Below are 12,639 nucleotides of genomic sequence, written 5' to 3'. Positions count from 1 at the left end.
TTACTTGTCTTTTTTACACATTGGGAAGCCAAGTGCTTCACGAGATGCGTAGTAAGCTTCAGCAACTTGTTTAGTTACGTTGCGGATACGCAAAATGTAACGTTGACGTTCAGTTACAGAGATCGCTTTACGTGCATCTAATAGGTTAAATGCATGAGCGGCTTTTAGAATACGCTCGTAAGCTGGCAACGGTAGCGGTTGCTCTAGCTCTAGCAGTTCGATTGATTCTTTTTCACATTGATCGAAGAATGTGAATAGGAAGTCGACATCAGCGTGCTCAAAGTTGTACGTTGATTGCTCAACTTCGTTCTGGTGGAAAATATCACCATACGTTACTTTGCCTAAAGGACCGTCTGTCCATACTAGGTCGTACACAGAATCAACGTTCTGAATGTACATCGCAAGACGCTCGATACCGTAAGTGATTTCACCGGTTACAGGTTTACACTCAAGGCCACCAACCTGCTGGAAGTAAGTAAACTGTGTTACTTCCATGCCGTTTAGCCAAACTTCCCAGCCTAGACCCCAAGCACCCAGTGTTGGGTTTTCCCAGTTGTCTTCAACAAAACGGATGTCGTGTACTTTAGTATCAACACCTAGTACTTCTAATGAGCCTAAGTACAGTTCTTGAATATTGTCTGGCGATGGTTTTAACATCACTTGGAACTGGTAGTAGTGCTGTAGGCGGTTAGGGTTTTCGCCGTAACGACCGTCAGTTGGTCGACGAGATGGTTGTACATACGCTGCTGCAATTGGTTCTGGACCTAGAGCACGTAAACATGTCATTGGGTGAGAAGTACCTGCGCCCACTTCCATGTCTAGTGGTTGCACAATAGTACAACCTTGTTGGCCCCAGTAATCCTGCAGCGCGAGGATCATGCCCTGAAAGGTTTTAATATCGTATTTCTGCATTGTCAGCTTCGCGAGATTAGTGGATTAAAAAGAGTAATAATCCAGTATACCTCGCCAACTCTGAGCCGAGTAGGGGCATTGCGTGTTTTTTACACATCTGTGGGGGGATTTACCAAAATTCTTTCAGCTTTATCCTTTTTTATTTTGTATAAAGGGAATTTTTACATTCTTTTGATGCCTCATATACTGTTGTTGATTACAATAAGTGGAACGTATTGCTGAGTTTTATTATCCAGTAGTATTAATTTTTAAACTTTTCGATTTTATATCAAGAATACGGATATTAAAAAGATGACTCAAATTCAAGCAATGGCATCTGAAAAGTGGGTGCGCGCTGCTGTACTTTCAGTGGTAGCTTCTGTAACTATGGCTGGCTGTTCAACTGTAAATCCTTACACGGGTGAATCTCAAACGGCTAAAGGTACGAGTGGTTCTATCATTGGTGCACTTGCTGGTGCTGCAATTGGTGTTGCGTCATCAAGCAAGCATGACCGCGGTAAAGGTGCCTTAATTGGTGCTGCTTCTGGTGCTGCGCTTGGCGGTGGTATTGGTTACTACATGGATGTACAAGAAGCTAAACTTCGTAAGCAGTTATCTTCATCAGGTATTACCGTAACTCGTAACGGTGATAACATTGTATTGAATATGCCTAACGAAATTACGTTTGGTTTTGATCAGGCAAACTTAAATGACCGTGCGATGAATGCTCTGCATAACGTTGCAATTGTGGCTAAAGAATACGAAAAAACACAATTAAATGTATTAGGTTTCACTGATAGCAAAGGTGCTGAATCATACAATCTTCGTCTATCTCAAGTTCGTGCTGATGCGGTTGCTAACTACTTAATCCGTCAAGGTGTGAATGCTAATCGTGTTGTATCTCAAGGTCGTGGTGAATCTAACCCAATTGCCTCTAACAGTACTTCGAACGGTCGTGCGCAAAACCGTCGTGTAGAAATTATTCTTTCTCCACTGGGTTAATTATTACATTTAGTGTAATTAAACGGTGAGCGTTGGCTCACCGTTTTTGTATCTATAGAATGATAACTAATAGTTAAAATCCCCGCTTTTCTTTGTTACACTTATCTTTCCTTTGGGGAGTAGCCTCTCGCGCCTTGCGAGATAATTATCAACATAATCGAAGCAAAATCTTCGTGGTGATTATGATTTATCCAACGTGATAAATTTGGCAAGACCAACGGCAAACAACACAAACCGGGGTGGGAGTGTATGTTTGCTATTGGTATCAATAACTCCCGCCCCTGAGAGTATGTTGTGAGTGTTTTAGCTGTTTCTATTACGTCTGTTGCCTTAGCTGAAATTGGTGATAAGACCCAACTTTTATCTTTGCTGCTTGCCAGCCGATACCGCAAACCGATTCCTATTATCTGTGCTATTTTTCTTGCGACCATTGTTAATCATGCATTAGCTGCATGGCTTGGTGTCGCTATTGCTGATTATTTAACGCCGAATATTTTAAAGTGGGTGTTAGTGGTGAGTTTTATTTTAATGGCTGGTTGGATCTTAATTCCCGATAAACTCGATGATGAAGAAAAGTTATCAAATCGAGGCCCTTTCATTGCCAGTTTTATTGCGTTCTTTATTGCGGAAATCGGTGATAAAACGCAAATCGCTACCACGATGTTAGGGGCGAAATACCATGATGCGCTAATGTGGGTTGTGCTTGGTACGACGATTGGGATGTTGTTGGCTAATGTACCCGTGGTTCTTATTGGTAAGTTATCAGCTGAAAAAATGCCGCTGGGACTGATCCGCAAAATTACTGCTGCGCTATTTGTTTTCTTAGCTGTTGGTGCCGCGTTTGGTATGTAGATATCACTGAACGTTTCATGTGAAACATGACTTATTACCCTGCAAGAATAAGTGTTTTATTTCATTATGATGAAGTGTGATAGCTCTATAAGAAGCGTTAATTTTCTCATGCTAGAGTAAATGAAGTTATGTCATTTGTTCGTTTTGCTGCAATTGCAGGAGGGAGTATGGCTCAGTTTTTAGGGATATCGCTGAAAAGCCAATGTTGGTTATTTCACTTGGCATTGGTGCTGAATATCTTTGGTATGGTTTTAACGGATATGTGGCTTCCCATGGTAGTAGGGGCGCTTGTTACGTTATATCTGGCGTTGGATTCATTAGTCCGATTGCGATATGTCTTACCGCTTAAAAAAGAAATACGTGATTTACATCATGAGTTGGCAGTATTACGTCAGAAAATGAATGATGTGTAGTGTTCTTTCACATTAGAAGGAATGTAAAAGTGATTAAAAAGGCAGCCTCATTAAAGCTGCCTTTTTTGTTGTTTTTCTTAGTATTTTTAACGCCGCTTAATTAGTGCCTTTTTGGATCAAGAAGCGATAAGGAACGCTTTCTGTTTCTGCGGCAAGCAGTGTGTGATCCATAAAGCGGCAAAAACTAGGAATATCGCGGGTAGTTGACGGATCGTCAGCTAATACCAATAGGGTTTCACCTTCGGCCATTTTCCTTACCGTTTTACGAACCATCATAACAGGCTCAGGGCAGCGTAGTCCTTGTGCTTCTAGGCTGTGGGTCGGATTATCAAAAATAGCAGTCATAACATACACATCTTATTAATAAGTGTTAGATCATACTTATGGACAAGAATTAATCAATAACACTTGGCAAATCAAGATATACTGTGTAACTTAATTAACAAGTTGTTAACTTTTCTTTCTGAAGGATTAGGGGGAAGTAGTATGCTGACATCAATGGATAGACTGACAATTTATGCTGTGCTGTGTTTTATCTCGTTCTGTACCATCGTGTTATCCAGTTCAAATGATATGGGTATTTTTGCTATCGGCGGCCTGTTTTCAGCGGCTCTTGGATTATGGTTTGAACTGGCTAGCGATGCTGAATTGGAAGAAGAAAACTAATTTATTCATAACTAACACCCATCATCTTGGGTTTTCCCGCGATTAAAGCGGGATTTTTTTTATCTATCCCCTCATAATATTGCCACATTTGATTAATTCCGAGTCCTTGAGAGCCTGATGGAACTAGAAGAAGTTTATCGTCGTGACTTAAATTTGTTGGTAGCATTGAAAGTTCTTTTGGATGAAGGAAGCGTTAGTCGTGCTGCTGTTCGTTTGAATTTAAGTCAATCAGCCATGAGTCGCGTGTTAGGTCGATTACGTGATTTATTACATGATCCCTTATTTACCCGACAGGGCCAGGCATTAATTCCGACTCAACGTGCATTAGAGATCAATGAGCAGTTAAATGAACCTTTGGAGTCGCTACGTCTTTTATTAACGCCTAATGACTTTCAACCTAGCCTGTGTGATCAGCAGTTTAAAATTGCAACAACAGACTATGCGATGCAAACCATTTTACCTTTTGCTTTGCCGCGAATTTATAAAGAAGCGCCACATATATCATTAGAATTTGCACCACTACAACATGATCACTTATTGGAGCAATTAACCAGTGACGGTTGTGATATGGCAATTTGTCGCCCTGTTGGAAATATTGATTCACTGTGCCATCAGCAACTTGGCTTAGTGAGTGTGTTTTGCTTAATAGCGTCCGATCATCCATTAGCCAATGAGCCATTAACGTTTGATGATTACTTGGCGTACCCTCATGCCATGATCGCTATTAGTGATGGGGTAAAGTCTTTAATTGATGATGAGTTGCGCGGGCACCCTGAACTTAAATTGGTGCTACGGGCTTACCACTTAGAAGCTGCATTAGCGGTTCTCAAGATCATGCCATTGATTATCACCGTACCTGCCGATCTCGCGTATTTAGTCGCAGAACGTTACGACTTAGTGGTTAAACCGCTGCCATTTCAGTTTAAACCGTTTGATTACTCTCTTATTTGGCACTCGCGGTGTGAGCATTCAGCATCGCAAATATGGCTACGTAATATTATAAAAGAAGAGTGTAGTCGACTGATTGATTCGCGGATTCTTGATATGGGCTTAATAAAGTAGCGGATAACAAAAAGGCCAGCACAATGGCTGACCTTAGTTGGTGTGAGGGTTATCGATTAAAGCTTGATAACGACACGACCTGTGATTTGGCCATTAGTGATCGCTTCAGCACATTCTGCAACTTCTTCAAGCTCTACTTCGCGACAAGCTTGTTCAAAGTAGCTTGCTGGTAGAATTTCAGACAGACGTTGCCATGCTTGTTGACGTTTCTCGAACGGACACATTACAGAATCTACACCTTGTAGGCGAACGTTACGAAGAATAAATGGCATTACTGTTGTTGGTAAATCGAAACCGCCAGCAAGACCACAAATAGCAACCGCACCATTGTAGTTAATTTGGCTTAATACTTTTGCCAACACTTTGCTACCAACAGTATCAATAGCACCAGCCCATAGTTGTTTATCTAATGGGCGAGCAGGCTCTTCAAATACGCTACGCTCAATAATTGTCGTTGCGCCAAGCTTTTTCAGTAGGTCGCCATTAACTTCTGCACGACCTGTCACTGCTGCTACTTTATAGCCTAGTTGAGAAAGTAAAGTCACAGCAACAGAGCCAACACCGCCACTTGCACCTGTAACTAAAATTTCACCGTCTTCTGGTTTTACATCAGCATCAATAAGCGCTTGCACACAAAGCATTGCTGTTAAGCCTGCAGTACCAATCATCATGGCTTGTTTACCATCGAATTTTGTAGGTAGCGGTACTAACCAATCTGCTTTTAGTCGTGCTTTTTCTGCCATGCCACCCCAGTGGCCTTCACCAACACCCCAGCCAGTTAAGACAACTTTATCACCTGCTTTGTAACGGTCATCTGACGATTCAGCGACAGTACCCGTTAAATCGACACCTGGCACCATTGGGAATTGACGAACAATGCGACCTTTACCGGTGATCGCTAAACCATCTTTGTAATTCAGTGAAGAGTAATCAACATTAATTAATACATCACCTTCAGGAAGCTCAGATGTCTCTAGCTGACGAATACCTGCAATTGTTTTTTTATCTTCTTGTTCTAGTACGAGTGCTTTAAACATAGCAATGCTCCGGTAAATTCATGTTCGACAGTGAATGTAAGGTAAGTGTATATCGACTTTAGGTTATGAATAAAATGAAACTTAATCATGGCATGTATGTACACTTAGCATATATTCGTTGAAATCGTCTTTATCTTTTAGGTAGATAGCCTCATTGAGTATATCTCTAATATAAAAAATAAATAACGAGAATAAAAAAAGCTTACCTTGAGGGTAAGCTTTTTGTGTCAATGGCGTGTCTATTATTCTACGCGTTCAAAAATGGTAGCAATACCTTGGCCTAAACCAATACACATGGTGGCTAAACCAAACTCAACGTCATGACTTTCCATTAAATTTATTAAAGTGGTTGAAATACGTGAGCCAGAACATCCAAGAGGATGCCCAAGTGCAATCGCACCACCATTTAGATTGACTTTTTCATCCATTTTATCGAGTAGACCTAAGTCCTTAGCGCAAGGGAGTGATTGCGCTGCAAAGGCTTCATTTAGTTCTATCATTCCGATGTCATCGATGGTTAAGCCCGATCGTTTGAGTGCTTTTTGAGTGGCAGGTACTGGGCCATATCCCATAATAGATGGATCGCAGCCTGCAACAGCCATTGATTTTACGCGTGCACGAATACGTAGCCCTAAATCACGGGCGTGTTGCTCATCCATTAGTAGCATAGCGGATGCGCCATCAGATAAGGCTGAAGAGGTGCCTGCGGTAACGGTGCCATTGACGGGATCGAATACAGGGCGAAGCTGACTCAATGTTTCGACGGTTGTTTCAGGACGAATAACTTCATCGGTTTCAAAGCGCTTTAAAATCCCATCGCTATCGTGACCTTCAGTAGCGAATATCTCGTTATTAAATCGTCCTTCAACTGTGGCAGCGTAAGCTCGCTGATGAGATCGTGCAGCAAAGGCATCTTGCATTTCTCGACTGATACCATGCATTCGACCTAACATTTCAGCGGTTAGTCCCATCATACCTGCCGCTTTTGCAACGGATTTTGATAACCCTGGATGGAAATCAACACCATGGTTCATTGGTACATGTCCCATGTGCTCAACGCCACCTATAATGCATGTTTTCGCGTCACCAACCATGATTGCGCGGGTTGCATCATGTATCGCCTGCATTGATGAACCACATAAGCGATTAACAGTTGTTGCACCAACAGAGTGGGGAATGCCTGCTAAAAGTGCGGCATTACGTGCGACATTAAAACCTTGCTCTAAGGTTTGCTGCACACAGCCCCAGTAAATATCTTCAATATTGTTTGGATTAAGTTGTGGGTTGCGCTCAAGCAAGCCTTTCATTAAGTGGGCTGAAAGATCTTCGGCGCGAACGTTTCTATAAGCCCCAGCTTTTGAACGTCCCATCGGGGTGCGGATACAATCAACAATTACAACGTTATTCATAATGATGTCCTCATCCTTAAGCGTTCAGGTTAGTGGTATGGTTATAGTACGTTTCGCCTTTAGTGGCTTTTTCTCTTAGCCCTTTAGGCACCTCGTACAATGCACCTAATTTGGCATATTGATCGGCCAGAGCAACATAATTGGCAAGCCCTAAGCTATCAAGGTAACGGAATACACCACCTCTAAATGGTGGGAAGCCTAAACCGTACACCAACGCCATATCAGCTTCGGCTGGCGTGGCGATAATGTTTTCTTCTAAACAACGTACCACTTCATTAATCATAGGGATCATCATGCGAGCGATAATGGCATCGCTAGTAAACGCTGTATTTGGTTGGCAAACAGGGGCAAGAAGTGCCTCTGTCTTATCTGATACTGCTTTTTTCGGTTTACCTTTACGATCGATAGAGTAGCTAAAGAAACCATGGCCATTTTTCTGACCGAAACGCTGTGCCTCAAACATCACATCGATGGCATCTTTGCCGTTTTTCCCCATACGTTCAGGGAAACCTTCGGCCATGACTGCTTGCGCGTGATGCGCTGTATCAATGCCGACAACATCGAGCAGATAAGCAGGACCCATTGGCCAACCAAACTCTTTTTCCATGACTTTATCGATTTGAATGTAATCAGCACCATCTTTAAGTAATAAACTAAAGCCTGCAAAGTAAGGGAAGAGCACGCGGTTCACAAAGAACCCAGGGCAGTCATTAACAACAATTGGCGATTTACCCATTTTCGCAGCATAAGCGACAACGCGATCAATGGTCTCTTGCGATGTTTTTTCACCACGAATGATCTCAACTAATGGCATGCGATGAACGGGGTTGAAAAAGTGCATACCACAGAAATTTTCAGGACGTTTTAGTGACTGGGCTAGAAGGTTAATTGGAATCGTTGAGGTATTTGAAGCGATTACGGTATCGTCGGTAACTTGGTTTTCAACATCAGCTAATACCGCCGCTTTTACTTTTGGATTTTCAACGACAGCTTCTACTACTATGTTGACACTGTCTGCGCCAGCGTAATGCAAACTCGGAGTAATGGATGACAAAACGGAAGCCATTTTTAAACCATCAATACGTTTACGCTCAAGTTGTTTATTTAACAGTTTAGCCGCTTCATTCATGCCTAAACTCAACGAGGCTTCAGCAATGTCTTTCATTAAAACAGGCGTGCCTTTTAGTGCTGATTGATAGGCGATACCACCACCCATAATACCTGCGCCTAATACCATGGCGTGTTCTGTCGGTTTTGCTGATTTTGCCGCTTTTTTGGCTTGGCTTTTAATATATTGATCGTTTAAGAAAATGCTGACTAATGCTTGAGCAACATCGGTTTTGGCTAATTGAACAAAATGCTGGTTTTCTATCACTAATGCTTCATCTCGAGAACATCGTGCGGCTTGTTCGATAGTTGTCACTGCAGCCATAGGTGCAGGGTAATGTTTACCTGCAACTTTGGCGACCATACCTTTGGCTGTCGAGAAGCTCATAGTGGCTTCTATTTTATTAAGCGATAGCGGTGCTTGTTTTTGTTTTCGACGTTGTTGCCAATCTAATTTTCCTGCAATCGCACTTTTTATCATTGCCAGTGCGGCACATTTTAAGTTGTCAGTTTCAACAACAGCATCAACCAATCCCAACTTTAAAGCGTCTTGTGCTTTTTTATCTTTACCTGCGGTAATGATTTCCATTGCTGAATCAGCACCAATTAAACGAGGCAGTCTTACTGTGCCACCAAAGCCCGGCATGATCCCCAATTTAGTTTCAGGCAGACCAATACGCGCTTTGGTATCAGCAACACGAAAATCTGTAGCGAGTACACACTCACAACCGCCGCCTAACGCATAACCATTAATGGCTGAAAGCGTCGGTACGGGGAGATCTTCAAGCTTATTAAAGATCTCATTGGCATGAGATAGCCATTGTGAGAGTTCTTGTTCAGGCTTGGCAAATAAACCGAGAAACTCAGTAATATCCGCACCTACTATAAAGGCGTCTTTTGCAGAGGTAATAATTACCCCTTTTAAATCAGGTTGTTGATACAACGCATTAAGTGCTTGGTTGAAGCTTTCCAGTGTCGAAATATTGAATTTATTCACTGGGCCTTGAGCATTAAGGTTGATCTCCGCAATACCATCTTCCAGATAGCTAACGGATAGGGTTTCACCTTGGTAAATCATGTTCTATCTCCATATGTTCCAGTCTACGCTGGATTAGGTTTGATTTAACTGGTTTGACCTGTTGTAGGTATATATCTAGTGTGAACCCTGAAACAAACAAATTCAAACATTAATTTAAACATTTGTTTAACAATTATGATGAATGACTCAACTTCAAGACAAGGTGTGAGTTTACGCATAGCGTAATAACGGGGTGTTAACGACAGCACTTTGAGATAGAGAGGAATCTGGTATCCTGCCTCCCCTTTATCATTAAGGCGTAAATAATGTCGAATTCTGAACCTTATCTTGTTCCTACTGCAGAAGTGATATTTGAAGAAGAGATCAAGAAAAGTCGTTTTATTACTTATTTAGCGCATACCCCTAATATTGAGGCTGCGAAATATTTCGTACAGCAAATTAAAGAGCGTCATCATGATGCGCGCCATAATTGCTGGGCATTTGTCGCAGGTCGTTCTAGTGACTCAATGAAATGGGGTTTTAGTGATGATGGCGAACCATCAGGCACTGCTGGAAAGCCGATATTGGCTCAGCTAACAGGCTCTGGTGTCGGTGAAATCACCGCTGTTGTAACACGTTACTATGGTGGTGTTCGTTTAGGTACCGGTGGGTTAGTAAAAGCTTATGGTGGCGGGGTACAGCAAGCCCTGACATTACTCGAAACGAAAGAAAAAGTGATCACATCAACATTGCATTTGAGTTGTGAATATAATCAAGTGTCTTTAGTTGAAGCATTATTAAGTGAATACAATGGCACTCAGTTACATGCTGATTATGGTAATCAAGTCACTATGCAGATAGAGCTAGATAATCGTATAGTGGAAGAGTTCTGTGCCAAGTTAACCAATCGTAGTGGCGGGCGCATTATTGCAGCTTCGGCTTCAGAGATATAATCATTTTCATATAAAGGTGAGAGCCGCTTAGGCCATGCAATTTCGTTCAATTATTCGAATCGTCGGGCTATTGCTCGCGTTATTTAGTGTCACCATGCTTATCCCAGCATTGGTGGCATTGATCTATCGTGATGGTGCGGGTTTCCCGTTTGTCGTGACGTTCTTTATTCTTATTACGGGTGGTGGCTTATTGTGGTTACCAAACCGACGACATCGCCATGAACTCAAAGCTCGAGACGGTTTTCTTATTGTTGTCTTATTTTGGGTGGTTATTGGTAGTGCGGGTGCAATCCCATTTTTATTATCTAAAACGGCTGATCTGTCTGTTGCTGACTCCTTTTTTGAATCTTTTTCCGCGCTGACAACCACGGGAGCAACCGTTATTGTCGGTCTTGACTACCTGCCTAAAGCGATTTTGTTTTATCGCCAGTTATTACAGTGGTTTGGTGGTATGGGGATTATCGTACTTGCCGTCGCCATTTTACCCGTACTTGGTATCGGTGGTATGCAGCTGTATCGAGCAGAAATTCCAGGACCAGTAAAAGACAGTAAGATGACGCCGCGTATTGCTGAGACAGCAAAAACTTTGTGGTATATCTATCTTGCTTTAACCATGGCTTGCGCACTCGCATTTTGGTTAGCAGGGATGTCAGGTTTTGATGCTATCTCACATAGCTTCTCAACTATCGCGATTGGTGGTTTTTCTACCCATGATGCCAGTATCGGGTATTTTAATAGTCCCACGATTAATATGATCACAGTTGTGTTTCTTTTAATTTCGGCGTGCAATTTTTCTTTGCACTTTGCTGCCTTCGGAAATGGTGGCGTGCATTTAAGAACCTACTGGCGTGATCCTGAATTTCGAGCATTTCTTGGAGCGCAGGTGATTTTATTTGGTATCTGTTTTGGTTTGTTACTCAAACATAGTCCTTACGATTCCTATTTTACGGCATTTGATCAGGCGTTATTTCAAACCGTATCTATCTCAACTACCGCAGGATTTACTACCACAGGGTTTTCTGACTGGCCGCTTTTCTTACCTGTGCTACTTTTATTCTCTTCATTTATTGGTGGGTGTGCAGGATCAACGGGGGGCGGTATGAAAGTAATCCGAATTTTGCTGCTTTCTTTGCAAGGTGTACGTGAATTAAAACGCCTTGTTCACCCGCGTGCGGTTTATACGATTAAGTTGGGTAATAAAGCATTACCCCAGCGAGTCGTTGATGCTGTTTGGGGTTTCTTCTCGGCTTACGCCTTAGTGTTTGTGGTTTGCATGTTGGCATTAATTGCGACAGGGCTTGATGAGCTGACTGCATTCTCAGCTGTTGCAGCCACACTTAATAATTTAGGTCCCGGTTTAGGAGAAGTCGCAGTCCACTTTGGTGAAGTTAATGATTCCGCAAAATGGATATTAATAATTGCGATGTTATTTGGTCGATTAGAAGTCTTTACATTATTAGTTTTATTTACGCCGACATTCTGGCGTAACTAAAGGAGTACTTATGGAAAAGGTATTGTTGCTGCATTCGAGTTGTGAAGGGCAAACCAAGAAAATCTTAAATCATATTGAGCAACAATTAGGTGAGCAATATCACTGCGACTATGTAGACATTCATAGTGAGCTTAATATTGATTTTAGTTTGTATGATCGTGTACTTATTGGTGCTTCTATTCGTTATGGCCACTTCAATAAGAAACTGTATCGCTTTATCAATAAATACCAACAAGAACTGTCACAACATAATGTTGCTTTCTTCTGCGTAAATCTCACTGCGCGTAAAGAAGGTAAAGATACGCCAGAGGGCAGTGCTTATATTAAGAAGTTCTTAATTAAGTCACCATGGCACCCTGTGTTAATCGGCGTTTTTGCTGGCGCACTTAGATATCCTCGTTATAACTTCTTTGATCGCACAATGATTAAGTTGATTATGAAAATCACAGGTGGAGAAACGGATACGACGAAAGAAGTGGAGTACACGGATTGGAATAAAGTGAGCGATTTTGCTGCGCAATTTAAGCAGCAAAGGAATGAAAAATAGAGAGTTGGTTGCTTTTTGATCTAAAGTGCTATTTTTTAAAAGAAAAGTTAATTGTTACTTGCTAAGCCTCATTTTGTCTCTATAATGCCGCCACATCGACACGATAACGGCTTCCAGTAAGGATTTCGGGAAGTGACGATAGGATGAAAGATTTAATAAAATAAGTTGAAAAAAGTGTTTGACACGACAG

Annotated in this window: 13 protein-coding genes; 8 read left to right on the top strand and 5 right to left on the bottom strand. The window is 41.9% G+C overall.

Annotated elements, in window-relative coordinates:
- A complete protein-coding gene (gene glyQ, locus SKA34_RS21620) occupies window positions 1-912 on the bottom strand; it encodes a glycine--tRNA ligase subunit alpha (protein WP_006647543.1) in 912 nt (303 codons plus the stop codon).
- Between the two features lie 291 nt (window positions 913-1,203).
- Here glyQ and SKA34_RS21615 point away from each other — a divergent pair, with 291 nt between their 5' ends.
- The 3 genes from SKA34_RS21615 (at window position 1,204) to SKA34_RS21605 (ending at window position 3,158) form a co-directional block, all read left to right on the top strand.
- A complete protein-coding gene (locus SKA34_RS21615) occupies window positions 1,204-1,893 on the top strand; it encodes an OmpA family protein (protein ID WP_006647542.1) in 690 nt (229 codons plus the stop codon).
- A 294-nt stretch (window positions 1,894-2,187) separates the two neighbouring features.
- Window positions 2,188-2,745, top strand: coding sequence for a TMEM165/GDT1 family protein (locus SKA34_RS21610; RefSeq protein WP_006647541.1), 558 nt, complete (start codon window positions 2,188-2,190; stop codon window positions 2,743-2,745).
- 167 nt (window positions 2,746-2,912) lie between these two features.
- Window positions 2,913-3,158 carry a hypothetical protein gene (locus SKA34_RS21605; RefSeq protein ID WP_039861064.1) on the top strand — a complete coding sequence of 82 codons (246 nt, stop codon included), beginning with the start codon at window positions 2,913-2,915 and terminating at the stop codon, window positions 3,156-3,158.
- A 96-nt stretch (window positions 3,159-3,254) separates the two neighbouring features.
- Here the strand turns inward: SKA34_RS21605 and tusA are convergent, their stop codons facing one another.
- A complete protein-coding gene (gene tusA, locus SKA34_RS21600) occupies window positions 3,255-3,503 on the bottom strand; it encodes a sulfurtransferase TusA (RefSeq protein WP_005372237.1) in 249 nt (82 codons plus the stop codon).
- A gap of 141 nt (window positions 3,504-3,644) precedes the next feature.
- Here tusA and SKA34_RS21595 point away from each other — a divergent pair, with 141 nt between their 5' ends.
- Window positions 3,645-3,824 (top strand): hypothetical protein, encoded by a 180-nt coding sequence (locus SKA34_RS21595; protein WP_006647539.1) that lies wholly within the window; start codon window positions 3,645-3,647, stop codon window positions 3,822-3,824.
- Between the two features lie 117 nt (window positions 3,825-3,941).
- Entirely contained in the window at window positions 3,942-4,886 is a 945-nt protein-coding gene (locus SKA34_RS21590; protein ID WP_006647538.1) for a LysR family transcriptional regulator, read from the top strand.
- A gap of 56 nt (window positions 4,887-4,942) precedes the next feature.
- On the opposite strand, the gene SKA34_RS21585 is transcribed toward SKA34_RS21590, so the two are convergent.
- From SKA34_RS21585 to fadB, 3 genes are all read right to left on the bottom strand, one after another.
- Window positions 4,943-5,923: an MDR family oxidoreductase gene (locus SKA34_RS21585; RefSeq protein WP_006647537.1), complete on the bottom strand. Its 981-nt coding sequence runs from the start codon at window positions 5,921-5,923 to the stop codon at window positions 4,943-4,945.
- A 242-nt stretch (window positions 5,924-6,165) separates the two neighbouring features.
- On the bottom strand, window positions 6,166-7,332 hold the full coding sequence (fadA, locus tag SKA34_RS21580) for an acetyl-CoA C-acyltransferase FadA (RefSeq protein WP_006647536.1): 1,167 nt from the start codon (window positions 7,330-7,332) through the stop codon (window positions 6,166-6,168).
- A 16-nt stretch (window positions 7,333-7,348) separates the two neighbouring features.
- Complete coding sequence (fadB, locus tag SKA34_RS21575; RefSeq protein WP_006647535.1) at window positions 7,349-9,517, bottom strand: fatty acid oxidation complex subunit alpha FadB; 2,169 nt, start codon at window positions 9,515-9,517, stop codon at window positions 7,349-7,351.
- Window positions 9,518-9,783: 266 nt separating this feature from the next.
- On the opposite strand from fadB, the gene SKA34_RS21570 reads away from it, so the two are divergent.
- Genes SKA34_RS21570 through hemG form a run of 3 tightly spaced genes read left to right on the top strand, consistent with a single transcriptional unit; the run spans window position 9,784 to window position 12,449 of the window.
- A complete protein-coding gene (locus tag SKA34_RS21570) occupies window positions 9,784-10,410 on the top strand; it encodes a YigZ family protein (RefSeq protein ID WP_006647534.1) in 627 nt (208 codons plus the stop codon).
- 34 nt (window positions 10,411-10,444) lie between these two features.
- Window positions 10,445-11,902 (top strand): TrkH family potassium uptake protein, encoded by a 1,458-nt coding sequence (locus SKA34_RS21565; RefSeq protein WP_006647533.1) that lies wholly within the window; start codon window positions 10,445-10,447, stop codon window positions 11,900-11,902.
- A gap of 10 nt (window positions 11,903-11,912) precedes the next feature.
- On the top strand, window positions 11,913-12,449 hold the full coding sequence (hemG, locus tag SKA34_RS21560; protein WP_006647532.1) for a menaquinone-dependent protoporphyrinogen IX dehydrogenase: 537 nt from the start codon (window positions 11,913-11,915) through the stop codon (window positions 12,447-12,449).
- Window positions 12,450-12,639: the final 190 nt, after the last annotated feature.

Origin of the sequence: Photobacterium sp. SKA34, assembly GCF_000153325.1 — a bacterium.
In the GTDB taxonomy this organism is placed as follows: domain Bacteria; phylum Pseudomonadota; class Gammaproteobacteria; order Enterobacterales; family Vibrionaceae; genus Photobacterium.
Note: the sequence above shows the minus strand (reverse complement) of the source record. Positions and strands in the feature narration are given on the sequence as shown.

Excerpts from the sequence above, each read along its gene's own strand:
- glyQ (WP_006647543.1), bottom strand. The coding sequence starts at position 912 with ATGCAGAAATACGATATTAAAACCTTTCAGGGCATGATCCTCGCGCTG.
- SKA34_RS21615 (WP_006647542.1), top strand. The coding sequence starts at position 1,204 with ATGACTCAAATTCAAGCAATGGCATCTGAAAAGTGGGTGCGCGCTGCT.
- SKA34_RS21605 (WP_039861064.1), top strand. The coding sequence starts at position 2,913 with ATGGCTCAGTTTTTAGGGATATCGCTGAAAAGCCAATGTTGGTTATTT.
- tusA (WP_005372237.1), bottom strand. The coding sequence starts at position 3,503 with ATGACTGCTATTTTTGATAATCCGACCCACAGCCTAGAAGCACAAGGA.
- SKA34_RS21595 (WP_006647539.1), top strand. The coding sequence starts at position 3,645 with ATGCTGACATCAATGGATAGACTGACAATTTATGCTGTGCTGTGTTTT.
- SKA34_RS21590 (WP_006647538.1), top strand. The coding sequence starts at position 3,942 with ATGGAACTAGAAGAAGTTTATCGTCGTGACTTAAATTTGTTGGTAGCA.
- SKA34_RS21585 (WP_006647537.1), bottom strand. The coding sequence starts at position 5,923 with ATGTTTAAAGCACTCGTACTAGAACAAGAAGATAAAAAAACAATTGCA.
- fadA (WP_006647536.1), bottom strand. The coding sequence starts at position 7,332 with ATGAATAACGTTGTAATTGTTGATTGTATCCGCACCCCGATGGGACGT.
- fadB (WP_006647535.1), bottom strand. The coding sequence starts at position 9,517 with ATGATTTACCAAGGTGAAACCCTATCCGTTAGCTATCTGGAAGATGGT.
- SKA34_RS21570 (WP_006647534.1), top strand. The coding sequence starts at position 9,784 with ATGTCGAATTCTGAACCTTATCTTGTTCCTACTGCAGAAGTGATATTT.
- SKA34_RS21565 (WP_006647533.1), top strand. The coding sequence starts at position 10,445 with ATGCAATTTCGTTCAATTATTCGAATCGTCGGGCTATTGCTCGCGTTA.
- hemG (WP_006647532.1), top strand. The coding sequence starts at position 11,913 with ATGGAAAAGGTATTGTTGCTGCATTCGAGTTGTGAAGGGCAAACCAAG.